The 22,808-nt window shown below is 48.5% G+C and carries 19 protein-coding genes; 9 read left to right on the top strand and 10 right to left on the bottom strand.

Annotated elements, in window-relative coordinates:
* The first annotated feature begins 1 nt into the window (after position 1).
* From FFT88_RS22365 to ybjH, 3 genes are all read left to right on the top strand, one after another.
* Positions 2-1,210: an MFS transporter gene (locus FFT88_RS22365; protein ID WP_135405735.1), complete on the top strand. Its 1,209-nt coding sequence runs from the start codon at positions 2-4 to the stop codon at positions 1,208-1,210.
* The gene (gene ybjI / locus FFT88_RS22370) at positions 1,210-2,025 is read left to right on the top strand and encodes a 5-amino-6-(5-phospho-D-ribitylamino)uracil phosphatase (RefSeq protein WP_130205195.1); all 816 of its coding nucleotides are present in this window, start codon (positions 1,210-1,212) and stop codon (positions 2,023-2,025) included. Before FFT88_RS22365 ends, ybjI begins: the two co-directional genes overlap by 1 nt.
* Positions 2,026-2,109: 84 nt before the next feature.
* On the top strand, positions 2,110-2,394 hold the full coding sequence (ybjH, locus tag FFT88_RS22375) for a protein YbjH (RefSeq protein WP_074399644.1): 285 nt from the start codon (positions 2,110-2,112) through the stop codon (positions 2,392-2,394).
* A gap of 40 nt (positions 2,395-2,434) precedes the next feature.
* Here the strand turns inward: ybjH and mdfA are convergent, their stop codons facing one another.
* A complete protein-coding gene (gene mdfA / locus FFT88_RS22380) occupies positions 2,435-3,667 on the bottom strand; it encodes a multidrug efflux MFS transporter MdfA (protein WP_130205191.1) in 1,233 nt (410 codons plus the stop codon).
* Positions 3,668-3,940: 273 nt separating this feature from the next.
* Between mdfA and ybjG the strand changes: the two genes are divergently transcribed.
* Together ybjG and deoR are read left to right on the top strand one after the other, a co-directional pair.
* Positions 3,941-4,537: an undecaprenyl-diphosphate phosphatase gene (gene ybjG / locus FFT88_RS22385; RefSeq protein ID WP_130215049.1), complete on the top strand. Its 597-nt coding sequence runs from the start codon at positions 3,941-3,943 to the stop codon at positions 4,535-4,537.
* 57 nt (positions 4,538-4,594) lie between these two features.
* Entirely contained in the window at positions 4,595-5,353 is a 759-nt protein-coding gene (gene deoR / locus FFT88_RS22390; RefSeq protein WP_130222152.1) for a DNA-binding transcriptional repressor DeoR, read from the top strand.
* 47 nt (positions 5,354-5,400) lie between these two features.
* On the opposite strand, the gene dacC is transcribed toward deoR, so the two are convergent.
* A complete protein-coding gene (gene dacC, locus FFT88_RS22395; protein WP_135405736.1) occupies positions 5,401-6,603 on the bottom strand; it encodes a serine-type D-Ala-D-Ala carboxypeptidase in 1,203 nt (400 codons plus the stop codon).
* A 246-nt stretch (positions 6,604-6,849) separates the two neighbouring features.
* Here dacC and gstB point away from each other — a divergent pair, with 246 nt between their 5' ends.
* A complete protein-coding gene (gene gstB / locus FFT88_RS22400) occupies positions 6,850-7,476 on the top strand; it encodes a glutathione S-transferase GstB (RefSeq protein ID WP_130222154.1) in 627 nt (208 codons plus the stop codon).
* Here the strand turns inward: gstB and yliI are convergent.
* From yliI to FFT88_RS22415, 3 genes are all read right to left on the bottom strand, one after another.
* Entirely contained in the window at positions 7,473-8,591 is a 1,119-nt protein-coding gene (yliI, locus tag FFT88_RS22405) for an aldose sugar dehydrogenase YliI (RefSeq protein WP_135405737.1), read from the bottom strand. The two genes, gstB and yliI, sit on opposite strands and share 4 nt — an antisense overlap.
* 110 nt (positions 8,592-8,701) lie before the next feature.
* A complete protein-coding gene (gene bssR, locus FFT88_RS22410) occupies positions 8,702-9,085 on the bottom strand; it encodes a biofilm formation regulator BssR (protein ID WP_135405738.1) in 384 nt (127 codons plus the stop codon).
* A gap of 104 nt (positions 9,086-9,189) precedes the next feature.
* A complete protein-coding gene (locus FFT88_RS22415) occupies positions 9,190-11,244 on the bottom strand; it encodes a beta-galactosidase (RefSeq protein ID WP_135405739.1) in 2,055 nt (684 codons plus the stop codon).
* 234 nt (positions 11,245-11,478) lie between these two features.
* On the opposite strand from FFT88_RS22415, the gene FFT88_RS22420 reads away from it, so the two are divergent.
* The 3 genes from FFT88_RS22420 to rimO all read left to right on the top strand — a co-directional run bounded on the left by FFT88_RS22420 (position 11,479) and on the right by rimO (position 15,503).
* Positions 11,479-12,561 carry a LacI family DNA-binding transcriptional regulator gene (locus tag FFT88_RS22420; RefSeq protein WP_135405740.1) on the top strand — a complete coding sequence of 361 codons (1,083 nt, stop codon included), beginning with the start codon at positions 11,479-11,481 and terminating at the stop codon, positions 12,559-12,561.
* A gap of 253 nt (positions 12,562-12,814) precedes the next feature.
* Positions 12,815-14,050 (top strand): oligosaccharide MFS transporter, encoded by a 1,236-nt coding sequence (locus FFT88_RS22425; protein ID WP_130215051.1) that lies wholly within the window; start codon positions 12,815-12,817, stop codon positions 14,048-14,050.
* 127 nt (positions 14,051-14,177) lie between these two features.
* Positions 14,178-15,503 carry a 30S ribosomal protein S12 methylthiotransferase RimO gene (rimO, locus tag FFT88_RS22430; RefSeq protein WP_135405741.1) on the top strand — a complete coding sequence of 442 codons (1,326 nt, stop codon included), beginning with the start codon at positions 14,178-14,180 and terminating at the stop codon, positions 15,501-15,503.
* Positions 15,504-15,550: 47 nt separating this feature from the next.
* Here rimO and FFT88_RS22435 read toward each other — a convergent pair whose 3' ends face one another.
* The 5 genes from FFT88_RS22435 to gsiB all read right to left on the bottom strand — a co-directional run bounded on the left by FFT88_RS22435 (position 15,551) and on the right by gsiB (position 22,803).
* Positions 15,551-16,879, bottom strand: a complete 1,329-nt coding sequence (locus tag FFT88_RS22435) for a GGDEF domain-containing protein (RefSeq protein WP_135405742.1) — start codon at positions 16,877-16,879, stop codon at positions 15,551-15,553.
* A gap of 7 nt (positions 16,880-16,886) precedes the next feature.
* Positions 16,887-19,235, bottom strand: a complete 2,349-nt coding sequence (locus FFT88_RS22440) for an EAL domain-containing protein (protein WP_135405743.1) — start codon at positions 19,233-19,235, stop codon at positions 16,887-16,889.
* 177 nt (positions 19,236-19,412) lie between these two features.
* A complete protein-coding gene (gene gsiD / locus FFT88_RS22445) occupies positions 19,413-20,324 on the bottom strand; it encodes a glutathione ABC transporter permease GsiD (RefSeq protein ID WP_130205171.1) in 912 nt (303 codons plus the stop codon).
* Between the two features lie 2 nt (positions 20,325-20,326).
* A complete protein-coding gene (gsiC, locus tag FFT88_RS22450; protein ID WP_135405744.1) occupies positions 20,327-21,247 on the bottom strand; it encodes a glutathione ABC transporter permease GsiC in 921 nt (306 codons plus the stop codon).
* Positions 21,248-21,264: 17 nt separating this feature from the next.
* Positions 21,265-22,803 carry a glutathione ABC transporter substrate-binding protein GsiB gene (gsiB, locus tag FFT88_RS22455; protein WP_135405745.1) on the bottom strand — a complete coding sequence of 513 codons (1,539 nt, stop codon included), beginning with the start codon at positions 22,801-22,803 and terminating at the stop codon, positions 21,265-21,267.
* Positions 22,804-22,808: the final 5 nt, after the last annotated feature.

Genomic DNA, 22,808 nt, shown 5'->3' on the forward strand with positions numbered 1-22,808 from the left:
TATGACAGTAAATTCTTCACGTAATGCCTTGAAACGCCGTACCTGGGCGCTGTTCATGTTCTTCTTTTTGCCGGGCCTTCTAATGGCTTCCTGGGCAACCAGAACGCCCGCTATCCGCGACATTCTTTCTGTCTCTATCGCCGAAATGGGCGGAGTGCTCTTTGGTCTGTCAATCGGTTCGATGAGCGGTATTCTCTGCTCGGCGTGGTTAGTAAAACGCTTTGGGACGCGTAATGTCATCCTGGTCACGATGTCCTGCGCATTGATCGGGATGATGATATTAAGTCTGGCGCTCTGGCTGACATCTCCTGTGCTCTTTGCCGTTGGTCTTGGCGTTTTTGGCGCCAGTTTTGGTTCCGCAGAAGTGGCGATAAACGTTGAAGGTGCTGCCGTTGAGAGAGAAATGAATAAAACGGTTTTGCCGATGATGCATGGCTTCTACAGCCTCGGTACGCTGGCGGGGGCTGGTGTAGGGATGGCGCTGACGGCCTTTGGAGTTCCGGCAACTGTTCACATTTTGCTGGCGGCGCTGGTGGGCATCGCGCCTATTTTTATCGCTATTCAGGCAATCCCTGACGGTACGGGAAAAAATGCTGCCGATGGCACGCAGCATAGTGAAAAAGGGGTTCCTTTTTATCGCGATATTCAGTTGCTATTAATTGGTGTCGTGGTGCTGGCAATGGCTTTTGCAGAAGGTTCTGCCAACGACTGGTTACCCTTATTAATGGTTGATGGTCACGGTTTTAGCCCTACTTCCGGCTCGCTGATTTATGCCGGTTTTACCCTGGGGATGACCGTTGGACGTTTTACCGGCGGCTGGTTTATTGATCGCTACAGCCGCGTTGCCGTGGTACGTGCCAGTGCACTAATGGGTGCGTTGGGTATCGGGCTAATTATTTTTGTTGATAGCGCCTGGGTCGCCGGGGTATCTGTCGTTCTTTGGGGACTGGGTGCCTCGCTGGGCTTCCCGCTGACCATTTCAGCCGCCAGTGATACCGGCCCCGATGCGCCAACCCGTGTCAGCGTTGTGGCAACGACCGGTTATCTGGCTTTCCTCGTCGGGCCGCCGCTGCTGGGCTATCTCGGCGAACATTATGGATTACGTAGTGCAATGCTGGTTGTACTGGCGCTGGTTATTCTCGCGGCTATCGTCGCAAAAGCCGTCGCCAAACCCAATACAAAAACGCAGACTGCGATGGAGAATAGTTGATGGGCATTAAATTAATTGCGGTAGACATGGACGGTACTTTCTTAAGCGATCAAAAAACCTATAACCGCGAGCGGTTTATGGCCCAATATCAGCAGATGAAAGCACAAGGTATTCGCTTTGTGGTTGCCAGCGGGAATCAATATTATCAGTTGATCTCATTCTTCCCCGAAATTGCCGATGAAATTGCTTTTGTGGCGGAAAATGGCGGCTGGGTAGTGAGCGAAGGCAAAGATGTTTTTAATGGTGAGCTATCGAAAGATGCTTTTGCCACTGTCGTGGCGCATTTGCTGACGCGCCCGGAAGTGGAGATTATTGCCTGCGGTAAAAATAGCGCCTATACCCTCAAAAAATATGACGATGCCATGAAAACTGTGGCGGAAATGTATTATCACCGTCTGGAATACGTCGATAACTTTGACAACTTAGAAGATATCTTCTTCAAGTTTGGCCTGAATCTTTCCGATGAACTGATTCCACAAGTGCAGAAAGCATTACATGAAGCCATCGGCGATATTATGGTGCCAGTGCATACCGGCAACGGCAGCATCGATTTAATCATCCCCGGCGTGCATAAAGCCAATGGTCTGCGTCAACTCCAGAAATTATGGGGAATAGACGACAGCGAAGTCGTGGTCTTTGGTGATGGCGGTAATGATATTGAGATGCTGCGTCAGGCAGGGTACAGCTTCGCAATGGAAAATGCCGGCAGCGCGGTTGTTGCAGCGGCGAAATATCGTGCAGGTTCCAATAACCGTGAAGGCGTACTGGACGTGATTGATAAAGTTCTTAAACACGAAGCGCCATTTAATCAATAAAACGGCAGCACGCCCGGCAACACAACGCCTGAATGAAGGCTGCATAATTCGCAGAAATTAACTCACCGGATTATTTCAGGCGAAATGATTATGAAGAATTATGTTTTGCTGGGCGCGTTTCTCATGAGCTTTGCCGGTGCAACGATGGCGCAAAGCGTTACCGTCGATGTGCCGAGTGGATACAAAGTGGTAGTGGTCCCTGATTCTGTCAGCGTTCCACAAGCAGTCAGTGTCGCTACTGTGCCGCAAACCGTCTATGTGGCTCCAACTCCTGCTCCAGCTTACCGTCCACATCCGTATGTTCGTCACCTTGCCAGCGTTGGCGAAGGAATGGTTATCGAACATCAGATCGATGACCATCACCATTAATACGAAAATGCCTGATTGCATTGTGCAATCAGGCATTTTTTTACCCTTCGTGCGAATTTCCTACCTGTTTATCTTTTAAAAAGATAAACATCAGCAGCAGCCACAAAATTCCGTTGGCAAGGTTGAAGAGATTAAACAGACCATTGCCGCCGTTCAGATACGCGTGTTTACTGATCTCAATACCGACAGTGAAAATCAGCATTTGCAACATCCCCATCGCCGCAGAAACCGTACCTTTACTCATATCGCTGGCAAACAACGTCAGACGCACCAGTCCCGCATTCGCCAGACCAATACCAAAAGCATAAATACTTAACCCAGCGGTCATCCACAAATACGCGTGCGATGAGATGACCGTTGCCGCAGCGGCGACCAACAGACCAATCATAATCGGCCAACCGCCCATAATGATCAGCGAACGTACGGTGCGACGCGAGGTCAGTCGCGCCAGCAGTAGGTTCCCCGCAATTAATGCGCCGAAAATGGGAACTTGCAGCAAACCATATTCATAGCTGCTCAACTGCTCGCCGGTAATGATGATAATCGGCGACTGGGCGATCCACGCCAACAACGGCAGGCTAACGAATCCCAGCGCCAGCGCCCCCGCAACAAAGCGGCCATTCTTCAGAACCAGCTTGTAGTCACGCCCGAGCTCTTTCAGCGACAGTTTCTCGCCTATACGCGTGGCGGTTTCTGGCATGGCACGTTGCAGGCCGAAGAAGGAGATCGTTGCCAATGCGGCAAATAATACAAACATCCCTTCCCAGGGCAGCACATGGATCCACGCCGCGCCCACCAACGGGCCGAGTAGCGGAGCAATCAGCGCCACATTCGCCATCAGCGCGGTGATCTTGATACAAACCGCCTCTTCGAAGGATTCCTGAATTGCGGCGTAACCCACAGCGCCAATGAAACAGAGGCTTATGCCCTGCAAGAAGCGCAACAGCGTGAATTGTTCAATGTTTTGCGCCAGTAATATCGCCAGACAAGTGATGATAAACCACACTACGCCCGCCAACATCACCGGACGGCGACCAATACGATCCGACAATGGCCCCAGCAGCCACTGTAAAAACATCCCACCCGCAAGGTACGCGGTCATCGAGGTAGGAACCCAATCAATGCCCGCCTGGTACTGTTCCACCACGGCCAACATACCGGGCTGAATCATATCGTTACCGATATAGGTTGAGAATTCGTAGAGCACCAGACAGAGAGGGAAAAGTAATGCCTGACGTCCAAGTCTGGCACCATTAGCTAATCTATTTTGCATGCAATTTCTTCGCCAATAATAATCGCGCAAAGTTTAATAAAAGCGTGGCTAACGAGAAAGCAATTTTTGCTCCTTAAGCACATTCTTACATTAATCGGCGATTAGATTCTCTTTTTTAAGCTTTATTTAACTACCGCGCGTTACCATTACTTCACGTAATACGGGCCGCTTATGAGAAATAAGACGATGCCGCTTTACCCTGTTTAACATGCACCTTATTCTCACCGCCTTGCCTGACGGCTCCCCATTAAACACCTTATGAGTCTGAAAGTTATGCTGGAAAATCTCAATTACTCATTATTCTCTCTAATTAATGCCACGCCAGATTCTTCTCCGTGGATGATCTCGTTGGCGATTTTTATTGCCAAAGATTTGATTACTGTGGTGCCGCTACTGGCCGGGGTACTTTGGCTGTGGGGACGTACGGCGCAACGGCAGATAGTGATAAAAATAGCGATCGCACTGGCTGTAAGTCTGTTTGTTTCCTGGGGGATGGGTCATTTATTTCCGCATGACCGCCCGTTTGTCGAGAATATCGGCTATAACTTCCTGCACCATGCGGCGGATGACTCTTTCCCGAGCGATCACGGCACGGTGATCTTCACCTTCGCTCTGGCATTTTTAATCTGGCATCGTTTGTGGTCCGGATCACTTCTCATGGTGCTGGCCGTAATTATTGCCTGGTCGCGGGTCTACCTTGGCGTCCACTGGCCACTGGATATGCTTGGTGGATTGTTGGCAGGAATGATTGGTTGCCTTAGCGCGCAGATTATCTGGCAAGCTGCGGGGGCGATGCTCTACCAGCGACTGCAATCGTGGTATCGCTTCTGTTTCGCCTTACCGATCCGTAAAGGCTGGGTACGTGGCTGATTTCGGATAAAACGTGTAATATCAGGCGGCTCGCTTCAATAACTATTCAGAGGGAATATGGAAACACGTCGCGAAGAGCGCATCGGGCAATTACTCCAGGAATTAAAACGCAGCGATAAGTTACATCTGAAGGACGCCGCCGCCCTACTTGGGGTTTCAGAGATGACGATTCGTCGCGACCTGAATAACAACAGCGCCCCCGTCGTATTACTCGGCGGCTATATCGTTCTCGAACCACGCAGCGCCAGCCATTACCTGCTAAGCGACCAAAAATCCCGTCTGGTGGAAGAAAAACGCCGCGCTGCGAAACTGGCCGCGACGTTGGTAGAACCCGGTCAGACCCTCTTTTTTGACTGCGGCACCACTACGCCCTGGATTATTGAAGCGATTGATAATGAAATCCCTTTCACCGCCGTTTGTTATTCACTAAATACCTTTCTGGCGCTGCAAGAGAAACCACATTGCCGGGCGTTTCTTAGTGGTGGAGAATTTCACGCCAGCAACGCCATCTTCAAACCTATCGATTTTCAACAAACGCTGAATAATTTTTGTCCGGATATCGCTTTTTATTCCGCTGCGGGTGTACATATCAAAAAAGGCGCAACCTGTTTTAATCTTGAAGAGTTGCCGGTAAAACACTGGGCTATGTCGATGGCGCAAAAGCATGTGCTGGTTGTCGACCACAGTAAGTTTGGTAAAGTACGTCCGGCGCGCATGGGCGACCTGAAACGCTTTGATATCGTAGTAAGCGATCGTAGTCCGGAAGATGAGTATGTGAAGTACGCGCAAACGCAGCGTATTAAGTTAATGTATTAATTAAGCATCGCCGGATGACGTCAACGCGTCATCCGGTCATCTCAAGATTAAGAGAACCAGCTACCAAACCACTGATGGAATTTCATCATCACAAAATCCCACATCCGACCAAAGAATCCACCCTCTTCCACATTCTCCATTACGATCAGCGGACGCTGTTCAATAGATTTACCATTAAGCTGGAAATCAATGGTTCCGACGACCTGGCCTTTTTTCAGCGGTGCGGTGAGCTGCGGTTCGGTTAATGTATAACTGGCTTTCAGTTTTTTCAGTTGTCCACGCGGAATAGTCACCGATCCGCCTTCGCCAGCACCGAGATTCACTTCACTCTTATCGCCAAACCAGACTCGCTGGGTCACAAAGGTGGCATCAGGCTTAATTGGTGTCACGGTTTCAAAGAAACGGAAGCCCCAGGTGAGCAACTTTTCGGACTCATTAAAACGGATACGATCGGTTTTCGCTCCCAGTACCACAGAGATCAAACGCATGTCGCCCTGGGTCGCGGAGGCCACCAGGTTGTAACCGGCTCCTGCCGTAGTACCGGTCTTCATGCCATCGACATTGACATTACTACTCCACAGCAGACGGTTACGGTTAGGCTGGCGAATCTTGTTGAAGGTAAATTCCTTCTCTTTATGAATGGCGTACTCTTCCGGTACATCGTGGATTAACGCTTTGCCCAGCAAGGCCATATCGCGTGCGGTACTGAACTGCCCCGGTGCGTCGAGGCCGTGCACCGTCTGGAAGGTGGTGTTGGTCAGGCCCAATTTTTTAGCATAACCATTCATCAAGCCAATAAATGACTCCTGACTGCCCGCGACGTAATCTGCCAGCGCAATACAGGCGTCATTACCGGACTGAATAATCACGCCTTTGTTTAAATCGGCCACCGAAACCTGATCGCCCGGTTTGAGGAACATCACCGATGAACCGCGCAGCGCCGGATTCCCCGTCGCCCAGGCATCTTTACCGACCGTCACCATATCGGTGAGTTTAATCTTATCGGCCTTGAGCGCCTGCCCAACCACATAGCTGGTCATGATTTTGGTCAGACTGGCTGGGTCCAGTTTCTCATCCGCATTACCTTCAGCCAGCACTTTTCCGCTGGCGTAATCCATTAAAATCCATGCACGCGCATCCACGCTCGGCGCGTCAACGGTTTGTTCCGCCGCGAATGCCGTTGGGGCAAAAAGGAATAAAAATGCAGAACCCGCTGCAAGACCACGAAGGAGAGAGGAGTATTGCGTCATAAATGCCACCCGAGTATCCATTCAAAAAAAATACGTTATATCGCCGTATGATAAGTTCGGTGATTAATAACGCACACACAAACTTAAAGAAACCGTAAGTTGGTAAAGTTTTTAAAGTTTATGCAATATCCTGCCGCTTCGCTGCTTCTGGCGTCATTTTTTTGCCAACTGTTGCTTAAAAGTTAACTTTACTCCACCATCAGAGTCCTGTTCAGCCTGTGGCTGCCTGTGTAAAAAGGGGTGAGTATGATTACGCTGTGGGGTCGGAATAATTCAACCAACGTAAAAAAAGTGTTGCTGACGCTCGAAGAACTGGATCTACCTTATGAGCAAATTCTCGCGGGCCGTGAGTTTGGAGTAAACCATGACGCCGACTTTCTGGCGATGAATCCCAACGGGCTGGTGCCGCTGTTGCGCGACGACGAAAGTGATTTAATTCTCTGGGAATCGAACGCCATTGTCCGCTACCTGGCAGCACAGTACGGGCAAAACCGCTTGTGGATCGACTCGCCAGCACGTCGTGCAGAAGCGGAAAAATGGATGGACTGGGCAAACCAGACGCTCAGTAATGCCCATCGCGGGATCCTGATGGGATTGGTCAGAACACCGCCTGAAGAGCGCGACCAGGCCGCCATTGATGCCAGTTGCAAGGAATGCGACGCTCTGTTTGCCCTTCTTGATGCGGAACTGGCAAAAGTGAAATGGTTCTCTGGTGATAAATTTGGCGTGGGTGATATCGCTATTGCACCGTTTATCTACAATTTGTTTAACGTCGGTCTGACCTGGACACCGCGTCCAAATCTGGAACGCTGGTATCAACAGCTCACTGAACGCCCCGCAGTGCGTAAAGTGGTGATGATCCCCGTTAGCTAATTATTACGTGGACTTACTTTCAGTAATTCGCCATTGGACTCGTCGGTCAATACGTACAAATAACCGTCGGGCCCAGTGCGAACATCACGAATTCGCTGCCCTCTGTCCGTTAATATGCGGCCATCTTCTGTCACTTTGTCGCCGTTGACACTCATCACGATGACATCTTTGTCTTTTAACGCGCCAATAAATAATTTTTGCTGCCACTGGGGGAATTTGTCGCTGTTATAGAAGGCCATACCGCTCACGGCAGGCGAATCTTTCCAGTAGAAAATCGGTTGTTCGGTTCCGGCAACGATTTCCCCTTTCGCTTCCGGTATTTTAAGTCCCGAGTAATTGATGCCCCAGGATGCCAGCGGCCAGCCGTAATTTTTGCCTTTTTCCGGGATATTAATTTCATCACCACCGCGCGGACCATGCTCATTCAGCCACAGCGCATTGCTCCACGGATTCATCGCCATCCCTTGCGGATTACGAATGCCGTAAGACCAGATCTCAGCGCGCGCACCGGATTCCTTTGCAAAAGGATTATCATCCGGGATCTCGCCCTGGTCGGTCAGACGCACCAGTTTGCCCTGTAATTTATCCAGATCCTGCGCCGTCGGGCGCTGATTGTTTTCCCCCAGACCAATAAACAAATAACCTTTGCCGTCAAACACCAACCGTCCACCAAAATGGTTACCGCTAGAAAGCTTAGGCATCTGACGAAAAACGGTGCGGAAGTCGGTCACTTTTGAGAGATCATCGCTTAAGCGGCCATACCCCACAGCAGTTCCGGCTTTGCCATCATCTCCCTGTTCCGAATAACTTAACCAGATGCGGCGAGACTGGGCAAAATCAGGCGCTAAAGCTACATCCAACAAGCCTCCCTGCCCGTGCACCCAGACTTCCGGCACACCAGCCAGCGGCGCAGATAATCCTTTTCCTGCTTGCCAGTGACGCAACTCGCCACCACGCAGCGTGATTAACATACCGTGATTATCGGGTAAAAAGGCCAGCGCCCAGGGATGGTCGAGTTTGTCTTGCAATACTTCGACATTTACCGTTGCAGGCGCCGCCCAGAGAGCGGAAGAAACACAGAAAAGGGTCACAAGGAAAAGAGATTGTCGATGCATAACGCCTCCGGATTGACTCTGGCTTAAAGCGTAGTCAGTCAAAAGCGCAACAAATGCATTTTTACATAAACTTAAACATGAAGGGGGAGATGCATTCTCCCCCTTAGTTTTCAGGCCTTCTCAAGCATGGTGTGCTTTTCAAGGCTCTGGATACTCAGCGTTAAGCTCATCAGACAATTTTCAAGCTTATCGGCGTTGACGGTAATAAAATTTGGGCAATCATGATACCCACTCATCAAACATACTGCGGCTGTCGCTAATGCTTCTTCAGCGTGATGAAGAGCACCCCACTCTTCCTGATCCAGATGAAGATTCAACCGCAGCGATTTATCGTGCAATTCGCGATGCAGTTTAAAAAAGTTATCTCGTAGATGATTGCTTTCGCTGACGGACATGTATCCTTTGGCCTTCCTCAGATGCACGTATGCAGCGAGGTCAACTTGTGCGTCTTTCAACCGGTTCAGCAGGTCGCTTCGCTGTCTGTCAACGAACATACTTCGATCCTCCTCTTTTCAACCTTGTTGCAATTAAATAGTATGGCTATTTTTTGAGCAAAATGCTGTCAAGGATCAATACTTCACATCTTATTAATATTAATTTACATTATTTCTCTTTCCAGTACCTCACATCCCCACGGCGCCAGTTCTAATTCTTGTGAACAAGCCTTGCCCGTTTCCGCCACTCGCCACGCTCCAGGAAGCACAACATTTTGTACATGAGCAGTGTAATTTTGTACAAAAACCCATTCCTGATCGCCGTCTGTCCGACGCGTTGCAATAACGCCAGCAGGAAGTTCAGTAGCAAGCGCTTTTGGGAGATGAAGTGTGTCGATCAACATCGCGGCAAACGCTTGATGAAATGACGCATCATTACGCGAAGCCACATAGAAAGCACGACCTTGTCCGACGTGATTTACCGTTAACGCAGGTGTACCCGCATAAAAATCCTCACCATAGCGCGCCAGAACCTGAGCACCTTCGGCGTGAATAACCGCACATAATTCCCGTGCCTGCCATTGCCCCTGCAGTCCATACGCATTCGGCTCGCAGATAACTTCGTTATGCTGATAATCATTAAGACTATCAATCTCTTCAGCCCATACGCCCATCAGGTCACGCAACGGGCCAGGGAACCCACCCAGGTGACATAAATCGGTTTCATTGACAATCCCGGACCAGTAAGTGGTGACAAAATTGCCACCAGCTTCGACATAGGCACGAGCACGAGCAGCAAATCCATCGCGAACCATATAGAGCATTGGGGCGATAACTAACTGATAACCCGTAAGATCACAATCAGCATTGATAATATCGACCGCCACGCCCTGCTCCCAGAAAGGTCGATAATGCTCCACTACCGTTTGTTCGTAGTGGATACCGCAATTGCGCGGCCCGGCAGCATCATTGACCGCCCAGCGGTTCTCCCAGTCGAAAATAATGGCAACTTTTGCCTGCGTTTTCGTCCCAACCAATTGTTTAAGATGAGCCAGCCGTTGCCCCAGTTGTATGACTTCGCGCCCGGTACGCGTCTCCAGATGACCGACGTGATCAACCACCGCACCATGAAACTTCTCCACGGCACCACGACTCTTACGCCACTGAAAATAGTGCACGCCGTCTGCGCCGTGAGCGACGGCCTGTAAGGAAGAAAGAATATTCATTCCTGGCTTTTTCAATTTGCTGGTTGGCTGCCAGCTTGTCTGGCTGGGCGTGGATTCCATCAGAATAAACGGTTTATTTTTCAAGGTACGCATCAGGTCGTGATACATCGCTGTTTTACAGGCTACAGCGCGTTCATCTTCCTGTTTGTGCCACATGGGGTAGCTATCCCAACTCACAAAATCAACCACTTCGGCTAATGCCCAGTAGTTGTAGTCATTGAAATACCACATAAAATTGGTCGTCGCAGGTAAATCGGGGCGTTCAGCTTTTAACGGCGCGATTTCCATTTGATAGAACTCTTTTACCTGCGATGTGACAAAGCGCCGCCAATCAAGATTCAAACCGTGGTTGGATATTTCACCTATTGGGGAAGGAGATTCAATTTGTGACCAATCACTGTATGTATGGCTCCAGAAGCCAGTCCACCATGCCTGATTAAGCGCCTCAAGAGTGGTGTAACGCGTCTGCAACCAACGGCGAAACGCCTGTTGGCATCCATTACAATGACACTCTCCGCCATACTCATTACTGATATGCCATCCCAGAACCGCCGGATGATTGGCGTATCGCTGCGCCAGCTTACGGTTAATTTGCGTCACTTTATCTTTATACACTGGCGAAGAAAGGCAGTGATTATGGCGGCCACCGTGAAGCATTTTCTCGCGTGAGGCGCTAACTCTCAGAACCTCCGGATAACGAGCAGCAAGCCAGGCGGGTTTGGCTCCGCTTGGTGTTGCGAGGAAGACAGAGATCCCACCAGCATGAAGTTTATCCAGCACCTCATCCAGCCAGTCAAAGCGATACTCACCCTCTGTGGGTTCCAGTATTGACCAGCTAAAAATGCCCACCGACATGGTGTTACAACCAGCCTGTTGCATCATGGCGATATCTTTCTCCAGAATCCCAGGGACGTGTAACCATTGCTCCGGATTGTAATCAGCGCCATGAAGTAACCATGGGGCTCTGGGGATAATCGGTGGGTACTTGTCCATGCTGACTCCTGAATTGTTTTAAACAGACAAAAAATGTTATTCGTTCACAATACTGTCATCTAGTAATTTATTGCTTCGTTATGCAAGGAATGTCCGGCAGGAATGTGATCAAGTACGCGTTTTTTCCCTTCAAACAGGTTCGTCGGTTCAGCTTACCGGCACTGAGACAGGTGAGCGTGATACGTATGACATTCACTGCGGTATACTGTGACAAATCTTTTAGCCGGGGCGAATATGAAAACCAAAGCTGCAACCCTTGCCGATGTTGCTCGTCATGCCAATGTTTCTTATCAGACAGTGTCGCGGGTGCTTAACAATTCAGCGAACGTGTCTGCTAAAACACGTCAAAAAATTGAACAAGCCATTGCCGAACTTAAGTACGTTCCAAATCGCGTAGCTCAACAGTTGGTAGGGAAAGAGAGCAAAACGGTCGGGCTGGTTACAACTTCACTTGCCCTGCATGCCCCCTCGCAAATTGCGGCAGCAGTGAAAAAATATGCCGGAGAACAGGGATATCAGGTGCTGATATCCATGATTGACGATGTTGATATTAAAGGTATTCAGGCTGCAATTAATGAATTAAAAGCACAACGGGTAACAAAGATTATTATCAACGCACCACTGGAAACGGCATTGGCTGAAACTCTGGTTGCTGAAAACAGCGATGTATTATGTTTGTTTCTCGACGTGGACCCTTATAGCCCGGTATTTAACGTCACCTTTAATCCCGCAGAAGGTGCACGCGCCAGCGTGAAACATCTTTACGATTTGGGGCATCGTCAATTTTGCTTGATCTCTGGCCCTGAAAATTCAGTACCCGCGCGGCTACGACTCAATACCTGGCGCGACACACTCGCTTCACTCCAACTGACGCCGCTGGCCATTCATTATGGTAGTTGGGACGCTCAAAGCGGCTATCTGGCGACGTTACAGATGCTACGTGAAACACCACAGGCGACCGCTCTTCTGGTAGCCAATGATCAGATGGCATTGGGGGCATTAAGCGCCTTACATCAACAAAAACGTAAAATCCCACAAGATATTTCTGTCATAGGCTATGACGACACCTATGAGAGTGCGTTTTTTGAACCTTCGCTAACGACCGTCGCAATCGACTTTGATTTACAAGGGAAAATTGCCGTTCAACAAATTCTACAGCCGGATGATGAACACGCGATGCTCCGCTCTTCTACCATCCTTCCCAGTCGCCTGGTCGTGCGTAACTCTGCTGGTCCCCTGCACTCACCACAGACTGATCTGATGAATATTGCTGAACACCTTCGCACACTGGCAGATGAGCTAACAAGAAAGGCATAAAAGTAATACGTTCTCATAAAAAGATTTAGTGATCTGTTTCGCTAAATCTTTTTTATTATCAGCAATAATTGTGATGTAAATCTCAAACATTCATTTAACACATTGCCTAATCATCGCGGTCAGGGTCAGAGTAAAAATGAAATTGTTAACGTATGACATTCCCGGAGATGCATACCAAAACAATAACCAGTAAGCACAGCTAATGCCTGTGCCAACGGTAAATGACCCAACGCCAGTGATTGAGGATATGGCTATGTTATTGCCCGGTAAACGTAATTATATTTTGCTCAGTATTTTCGATTTTCTGTACCTCTTCGCCTGGTCGGCAACGATGGCATTTTTTGTCATATGGACGACACAGCATCTGGAAATTACCGCCACACGCACAGGATTGCTTTATTCCGTTAATGCTTTCATTGCGTTATTAATGCAGCCGTTCTTCGGTTTCATCTCCGATAAATTTGGTCTTAAGAAACAACTCATCTGGATCCTCGTCGCATTATTACTTCCCGTAGGCCCATTCTTTATTTATGTGTATGCCCCGCTTCTGGTTCATAACTTCTGGCTGGGCGCTGTTTTGGGTGGCGTTTACCTGGGGATCATTTTTAATTCTGGCTGTGGCGTTCTGGATTCCTGGATAGATAAAGTTTCGCGCCGTTATCATTTTGAATATGGTCGCGTAAGAATGTGGGGCTCTCTGGGATGGGCTGCCGCCGCGTGGATTGTGGGTAAATACATTGATACCAGCCCTAATCTCTCTTTCTGGCTGGCAAGCTGTGCCATTGTGATCGCCGCAATCTGCTTTATGTTTACCAAAATTGAACTGACCGAGGCGGAAATTGAAAAAACCAATTCGCTGAAAGCTATCCATGCACTTGAACTGGCGAAAAATAGTCAGTTCTGGTTTTTATTGATGTTCACTCTGTTCGTAACGCAAATTTATGACACCTACGATCAACAATTCGCACAATATTTTTCGCTGCAATTTCCGACGCCAGAAGAAGGCAATCGCTGGTACGGAATTCTGGCTTCTGTCCAGGTCTGTGGAGAAACCTTATTTCTCTGTCTGATGCCGTGGTTTGTTAACCGCACTGGCGCCAAATGGGCATTGGTTATTGCCGGAACCATTATGTCGCTACGCATTGCCGGTTCTGCTATCCAACTGGGACCAGTGTGGATTGCGGCCGTTAAAATGATGCACGCCATCGAAAAACCACTGATCCTGGTGTCTGTGTTTAAATTTATCGCGGCTAACTTTGATCATAAACTCTCTTCGACGGTATACCTGCTGGTGCTTTTTGTGGCATCCATCGCCACGGCAATCTATTCACCCATTGCCGGCTATCTGTATGACACCATTGGCTTTGCTGAAACCTATCTCATCCTGGGGGCGATTGCCGGTTGCTTCACGATTATTTCGGTCTTTACGCTGCGGGACAAATCCAGCAGCCAGCCTGCGGAGGCGCTAACTGAAAACCCAGTAGCATGACAATCATTTGCGCCCCGATATTTGGGGCGTTTTCCTCACCTGTTGACCAGATTACGATACAAATTTTATCCAGAACTCTGTAGAATCCCTGCCCTGACCTTTCCTGTAACTGAATATTTTTTAAGCTATGAGCAAAGTAACTCCCCAGCCGAAAATCGGCTTTGTTTCCCTTGGCTGCCCGAAAAACCTTGTCGATTCAGAGCGCATTCTGACCGAACTGCGTACTGAAGGTTATGACGTTGTACCGAGCTATGACGACGCGGATATGGTGATCGTTAACACCTGCGGCTTTATTGACAGCGCGGTGCAAGAATCTCTGGAAGCCATTGGCGAAGCGTTGAATGAAAACGGCAAGGTGATTGTGACTGGTTGTCTGGGGGCAAAAGAAGATCAGATCCGCGAAGTCCACCCGAAAGTGCTGGAAATCACCGGGCCTCATAGCTACGAGCAGGTTCTGGAGCACGTTCATCATTACGTGCCAAAACCGAAACACAATCCGTTCCTGAGCCTGGTGCCGGAACAGGGTGTTAAGTTGACCCCACGTCATTATGCCTATCTGAAGATTTCCGAAGGTTGTAACCACCGCTGTACCTTCTGCATTATTCCTTCAATGCGCGGCGATCTGGTGAGCCGCCCGATTGGCGAAGTATTAAGCGAAGCGAAACGTCTGGTTGATGCGGGCGTTAAAGAGATTCTGGTGATTTCCCAGGATACTTCCGCCTATGGCGTAGATGTTAAACACCGTACTGGCTTCCACAACGGCGAGCCGGTAAAAACCAGCATGGTCAGCCTGTGCGAACAGTTATCGAAACTGGGGATCTGGACACGTCTGCACTACGTTTACCCTTATCCGCACGTGGATGACGTTATCCCGCTGATGGCTGAAGGCAAAATCCTGCCATATCTGGATATTCCGCTGCAGCATGCCAGCCCACGTATTCTCAAACTGATGAAGCGCCCGGGTTCGGTGGATCGCCAACTGGCGCGTATCAAAAAATGGCGTGAAATCTGCCCAGAACTGACCCTGCGTTCAACCTTTATTGTCGGCTTCCCTGGCGAGACGGAAGAAGATTTCCAGATGCTGCTCGACTTCCTGAAAGAAGCACGTCTGGATCGCGTTGGCTGCTTTAAATACAGCCCGGTTGAAGGCGCAGATGCCAATGCTCTGCCGGACCAGGTCCCGGAAGAAGTGAAAGAAGAACGCTGGAATCGCTTCATGCAACTGCAACAACAGATTTCCGCCGAGCGCCTGCAGGAGAAAGTTGGCCGTGAAATTCTGGTGATCATCGACGAAGTGGATGAAGAAGGCGCGATTGGCCGCAGTATGGCTGATGCGCCGGAAATCGACGGCGCGGTCTATCTCAACGGTGAAACCAACGTTAAGCCGGGCGAAATCCTGCGTGTGAAAGTCGAGCATGCCGATGAGTACGATTTGTGGGGTAGTCGGGTTTAATTAATGCCAGGCCGGGCAAATTTATTTTCCCGGCCTGCGAATAAACATTATTGCCAGCTAATCTGCGCCCTGCCGTTTTTCTTGCTCTTATACAGTCGCTCATCTGCCAACATTTTCAGCCGTTCAACGGTGGTACATTCATTTGAATGTGCTACGCCGATGCTGGTGCTTAAATTAATGCTCCCCACCTGGAAATGAACGATTTCTTTTAATATCGATAGCAACTCTTCCAGCGTTCCACCTGTATAAATCACCGCAAATTCGTCGCCGCCAAAACGATAGACTTTGCCTTTATCCACCGGAATTTGTGATTTAAGGATTTTCACAACCTTAATCAACACTTCATCGCCCAACAAATGGCCGAAGGTGTCGTTAATGTTCTTGAATTTATCGACGTCAAACAGGCACAAATATCCGCCTTTTTCCGGCAAGGCTTTTAAGTCTTCGTCAAAGGATTTTCTGCCCATCGCTTTGGTCAGGTCGTCAAGAAACGCTGAGTTATACATGCTGTAGAGTTTTTTGACATCCGCCGCCGAGAAGAAAAGCCCACCGTCCAACACGCGGTCAAAATGGTTATTAATAATGGCTTCTTTTTCAACAATGCCCCGATTGATCACTCTGCGTACCAGATAGAGGCAGCTGGCCCCTGATATAGCTGCCACCAATGCTGCAAAGAAGATGATCAACGTACATACCTGAAAATAAACGTCTTTTTTATAGGCAAACACATACAATCCTGTCGGTAAATAGGAGAAGTGCTCCATCGCTTCCGAAACAGTGAAGATGGCATTTTTGGCGTTATATTCATCACCAGTAACCGGTTTGCCATTCTTAAAAAGTGAGAACATCAGGTTATCGCTGTCCATTACCAGTGATTTTGACAGTAAAGAAAAGCGCTCCAGCCCAAGCAAAAATATCAGACTACGATTATGGCTAACCGGGTAGAGATAATAGACGAAGGTTTTACCGTCAAAAGAGATAAACCCCGTATTCTTAACATGCAAATACTTAACCACCTGCATGATATTTGTACAATAGTTATTCTCGTACTCCTTTACCTGAATACATTCATCACTGGAAATCAGATAAGGCCCAACATCATACAAATAAGAAGGAGAAATCGAATCGGCATAGGCTGTGCGTAAGCCAACCAGCAATTGTTCTTCCGTAGGATTTAGCGTATTGATGAGATCAATTGCCACACTACGCCGATATTCAGCAATATTTGCCACCGCAAAAGCAGTATCAATAACGGACTGTTTCAGGCCATACACCCGTTCTTTCACCATTTGAGTGTAGATCCCGCAGGCAACTGCCGAAATCATAATAAAAATCAGCAGACTGACTGTAAGTACGAATTTATTGATTCTGGACATACCTAAACTACTCTTTTACTAACTTTCCACTTTTATCCCAGGCAGAGAATGGCATAGGCTTCTGGTACAGATACCCTTGGGCCTGAACACAGCCTAATTTCATTAATTCACGCGCAACCTCTTCGCTCTCAACGCCTTCTGCAATCACCGGAATCTGGTTATAGCGTGCCAGGTCGAAGATAATGCGTACAATTTTTCCCGCGGTGCCGAAAATATCGCCGGTAAATTGTGAATCTACTTTTATGCTGTCAGGGTTAATTTCATAAAAACGTTTCAGGTTTGACAGCCCTGTGCCAAAGTCATCAATCGATATCCCTACCCCTTGTTTACGCAGTTGTGCAATATTGAGATAAAAATGTTCATTAATTCGTTCGATCACTGTTTCAGTGATCTCAATACAGATGCTATTTGCCTGCAGATCATGCTCTTTCATGATAGTTGTAAAATGCTCATGAAAGTGTGGTTCGTTTAGCTGCCAGGGTGACACATTAATATGCAGTAAGAAACCGTCCTTCAGGGTCGCACGCTGGCTAAAATGCCTGAATTCACGCATTGCGGTTTTAATAATTTGATAGCCAAGCTCATTGATAAACCCAATATCTTCAGCAATCGTAACAAACTTCAGCGGTGAGATTATTCCTCGTTCCGCAGAGATCCAGCGGCATAATGCTTCTGCGCCGACAATGTCTCTGGTTTTCATATCAACAATCGGTTGATAGACTAAAAATAGTTCGCCTATTTCCATTGCATGGCGAATGTTACGCGCAATCCAGATATTCTCTTCAATTTCGTTGAGTTTCGCGTCATCACAGAAAATAAACTCAGAGAACATATGGTCACGGACACTGGAAATCGCCAGTTTCAGCTTTTCGGCATAACTCCAGGCGTTTTCACCCTTCAACGGTTCACAAATGGCAGATTTGTGTATGCGCAGATTGCGATAACCAAAGCTGCTGTCGAAATCATTTACCATCGCTATTTTGCGGGTAAAGGTCTGTACATTTTCCCGGCATAATAATAAATAGAGATCGGCATTGAATGTCACTATATCGCAGCATTGCGCATATTTCTCGGCAATTCGCTGACACAGTTTCCTGACGATTTTATTGCGTTCCTCGACGCCAAACACAGCTTCGACGGCTTCCAGCCCGCACAGTTTGATGATCCCGACAGCCAGATACTGGCTATTATTAGATTCAATAATCGCCATGTTTTTGATAAATCCACTCTCCTGATCGTAGGAGATTAGCGAGAGCAGTTTATTCGAACGTTCAACTTCGGCGTCTTTCATTTCCGCTATGGAATTTTTGATGCTGATAATCTCTTTCGCATCGCCTTCACGGATTTTCAATGCCTGCATTTGTTCAGAAGAATCGGGCAAAAACTCCAGCGTATTGACCAGTTCTGTCATTTCGGAAAATTGTCGACGAAACACACGCGTGGTCATTAAATAAACCAGTAGCAATACGATAATAATAAACACAAATGGTAGATAAAAGAATTTATCTGATGCGTTAAATAAATTCCCCGTAGGATAATAAAAATATATTTCGAACAACGAGTTATTTGGAACTTCTGATGTTCTTGCGATATATTCCGTGTCGAAAGAATCAATAATGTTATAGTTTCCTTCGCTATTATAAATAATCAGTTTTTCGCGGGCGAGTTGGTTTTTGGCGATGATCTCATGGCCTTGTTTCAAAAACAGTACTTCATCATTCGAACTGATTTGATCAAGATATTCATTCAGATAGCGCCAGTTTAAGTCGACATGAATCTTATTCACCGCCAGTAAGTCACGGTCTTTGCCATTAATTCGTAGGGTAAAAGAGATACACTTTTTCCCTGGCCGATCAAAGCAGTTGTAGGCCGGATTCCAGCTACTACCCGAGTCGTCTGATGCCACCGACCAGGGCCGCTGGGACGGGTTAAAGTCGGCAAAGATGACGCGTCCTGCCTCATCGACAAGTGGCCCATTTACTTTTTCCTGATGGTAAACAATGATTTTATCATTCGCCCGACGGGTAAAGAGATAATATTTATCATCATCCAGCACCAATCCTACCGTATCCAGAAATGGCATCATTTCCATTTTCAGAATGACGGCACGTTTAATCTCCTCACTGTTTTTCAATAAATACAGTGAATCCTTTAACGTTAAGGCAGCACGCTCAATATCTTTAAAAAAATAACCTACATTTTTTTGAATAAGTTCAAAGCGGCTATCGGCACGTTTTACCGCCCTTTCCGATACCAACTGATAGTTAATGATGAAAAAAAGACCAATAAATGACAGCGTAGCCAACAAAAATAAAATAATCAGTCTTATCTTTATTTTTTCGTATAAACTAAGCATGTTAATACACGTAACAAAATAACTATCAGTACGCTACTTCGCTGCATAAATAGACTTTTACAGCAGCATATTTACCCAATTACCTGATTCTACAAAATCGACAGAAAGTTACAACATTTGCGTATAGCAATAATTTCCTATGACGCCATTACATTTTTAAGCAATATTCTGCCGTGGCTATGCTTTAATTTTCGGGTCCAGCGCGTCGCGTAAGCCATCGCCCAGCAAGTTGAAAGCCAGCACTGTCAGGAAGATAGCGAGTGCCGGGAAAACCGCCACATGCGGCGCGATGACCATATCCGCTCGCGCTTCATTGAGCATAGCCCCCCATTCTGGTGTCGGCGGCTGCGCCCCCAGGCCGAGAAATGAAAGGCTGGCAGCCGAGATGATCGAAGTGCCAATACGCATTGTGAAAAAGACGACAATGGAAGAGACAGTCCCGGGCAAGATATGGCGCAACAAGATGGTCATGTCGCTGGCACCAATACTGCGCGCTGATTCAATAAAAGTTTGCTGTTTCAACACCAGCGTGTTGCCACGCACCAGACGGGCAAAAGCCGGAATGGAAAAGATGGCGACTGCGATAATTACGTTGGCAATACCGCTTCCTAACACCGCAACGACAGCAATCGCCAGTAATATGCCAGGGAAAGCAAACAGCACATCGCAAATACGCATAATCAATCGGTCCCACCAGCCTTCGTAATATCCCGCCAGTAAACCCAATAGCGTACCGATCGCCGCGCCAATAAAGACAGCAAACACACCCGCCGCCAGCGAGATTTGCGCGCCGACCAGAACACGGCTGAAAATATCACGCCCCAGCGAGTCGACACCAAACCAGTGTTGCAAAGAAGGGCCGTTATTCAGGTTGTCATAATCGAAAAAATTTTCGGCATCATAGGGGGCGATCCAACGGGCAAAAATTGCCACCACAATCAGCAAAATGACGAACAGTGCGGCGGCCATCGCCATATGCTGACGACGAAAACGTCGCCAGAACTCATGCCACGGTGTACGTACCTGATCAGGTTTTACCAGTGGCATAGCGTTTAACACCGCCTGACGTCGCCAGTTAAATAGTCGCATCCTTACTTGTACCTGATAGCCGGGTTAATGGCGGCATAAAGCACATCCACCACTAAGTTGATAAGAATAAACTCCAGCGAGAAGAGCAGAATTTCTGCCTGAATCACCGGGTAATCACGCATTTCTACCGAATCGACCAGTAAACGCCCAAGTCCGGGCCAGTTAAATACTTTCTCCACCACGATAGAGCCACCGAGCAAAAAGCCAAACTGCAATCCCATCATGGTGACCACCGGGATCATGGCGTTGCGTAAACCATGCTTGAGGACAACCCAGGTTTCGCTTACCCCTTTTGCCCTCGCGGTACGCATATAATCTTCATTTAAAACGTCAACAAACGAGGCACGGGTAAAACGCGCCATCACTGCCGCCACCGCCGCGCCGAGCGTCAGAGAAGGTAATATGTAGTGCTGCCAACTGTCTGCACCTACGGTAGGCAACCAGCCCAGTTCAACAGAGAAAACCTGAATCAGCAGTATTCCGAGCGCAAATGCCGGAAATGAAATCCCTGATACCGCGATGGTCATACTTAATCGATCCGGCCAACGGTTACGCCAGACGGCGGCGATAATACCCGCCGCCATGCCGAACAGCACCGCCCAGACCATACTGGTTATGGTCAACCACAGCGTAGGCATGAAACGGCTGGCGATCTCCTCGGCAACCGGACGACGCGACACCATCGACAGACCAAAATCCCCCTGCACGGCATTGCTGATATAGTGCCAGAACTGGTGATACAGCGGCTGATCCAGCCCCAGTTGCTGACGCACCAGTTCGATGACCTGCGCATCGGCTTCTGGACCGGCAATCAATCGCGCCGGGTCGCCGGGTAGCATATGGACAAACAAAAACACCAGCACTGAGACAATAAACAGCGTCGGAATCAGCCCCAGCAAGCGTTTGATAACGTAATTAAGCATTCCTCTCCCTGCGTTGCTTATTGCAAATCCGCATCTTCAAAGCTAAAGCCAGTGTCCGGCATAATCCAAAAACCGCTCAGTTTTTTGCTGTGTGCCGACACCAGTTTTTCTACCACCAGCGGGATCCACGGCGACTCTTGCCAGATGGTATCCTGCGCCGCCTTATACAAGCGCGCCTTTTCCGCCGGATCGTTGGTTTTCAGCGCCAGGGCAAGCTCGTCATCCACCTGCTTATTGCTGTAAAACGCAGTATTAAACAGCGTCGGTGGCCAGTTCTGCGAGGCGAACAGTGGCGATAGCGCCCAGTCAGCTTCACCGGTCGAGGCCGACCAGCCAGTATAGAACATTCGCACGCCGCTCTCTTTCTGCCCTTTACCTTCCACTTCTGCCGCCCGCTGCCCGGCATCCATCGCCGTCACCTGGGCTTTAATCCCCACCTGCGCTAGCTGTTGCTGGGTAAATTGCAGCACTTTCTGCGCGGTACTGTGATTATGTGATGACCACAAGGTGGTACTGAAACCGTTGGGATATCCCGCCTCTTTTAATAGTTCGCGCGCTTTAGCCGGATCGTAAGGCCACGGTTTATAACTTTGCGCGTAAGCAATACTCGGTGGCACCACACCAGTGGCAGGAACTGCATACCCCGCGAAGGCCACTTTCACCAGTGCCTGACGGTTGATGGCGTAATTCAGCGCCTCACGCACTTTTGGGTTATCAAATGGTTTCTGCGTCACGTTCATACTGATATAACGCTGCATAATCGACGGGCTGGCCATCAGCTCGATATTTTTGTTCTTGTCCAGTAGCGCAGCTTGTTCATAAGGGATGGGGAAAGCAAACTGCGCTTCACCGGTTTGCAGCATTGCCGCGCGGGTATTGTTGTCCGCCACCGGACGCCAGGTGATGCTGTCCAGTTTGGGCAAGCCTGGCTGCCAGTAACCCGCGAATTTTTTAACCTTCACAAAATCGGTCTGGTTCCAGGTATCCAGTTCATACGGTCCAGTTCCGACCGGATGAAAACCAATCTCCTTGCCATATTTTTCCAGCGCCGCCGGTGAAATCATCGCGGTCGCCGGGTGAGCGAGGATGTTAATAAACGCGGAGAACGGTTGCTTGAGCGTAATCTTCACCGTTGTCGGATCGACCGCTTCAGTTTTGGCAATATTTTTGTACAGGTTATAGCGTTTTAGATGATTTGCCGGATCGCTGGCTCGGTCCAGATTCGCTTTGACGGCTGCGGCGTTAAAGTCGGTGCCGTCCTGGAACTTAATCCCTTCGCGCAATTTCACGGTGTAAGTGAGGCCGTCATCGGAAACGGTATAACTCTCCGCCAGCACGTTTTTCAGTTTCATCTCTTTATCCAGACCGAACAGCCCCTGATAAAAAGATTTCGCTACGGCCTGAGATAACGTGTCATTCGCATCATAGGGATCGAGCGTAGTGAAGTTCGATCCCACTGCCACAACCACATCTTTGGCAGCGAATGCACAAGGTGCCATCAACGCTGCGGCAATGCTCAGCGCCACTAACCCACTACGGTGTACAGCTCTTGCCATTTTAT

The sequence above is a fragment of the Escherichia sp. E4930 genome, from assembly GCF_005845405.1.
GTDB lineage: Bacteria > Pseudomonadota > Gammaproteobacteria > Enterobacterales > Enterobacteriaceae > Escherichia.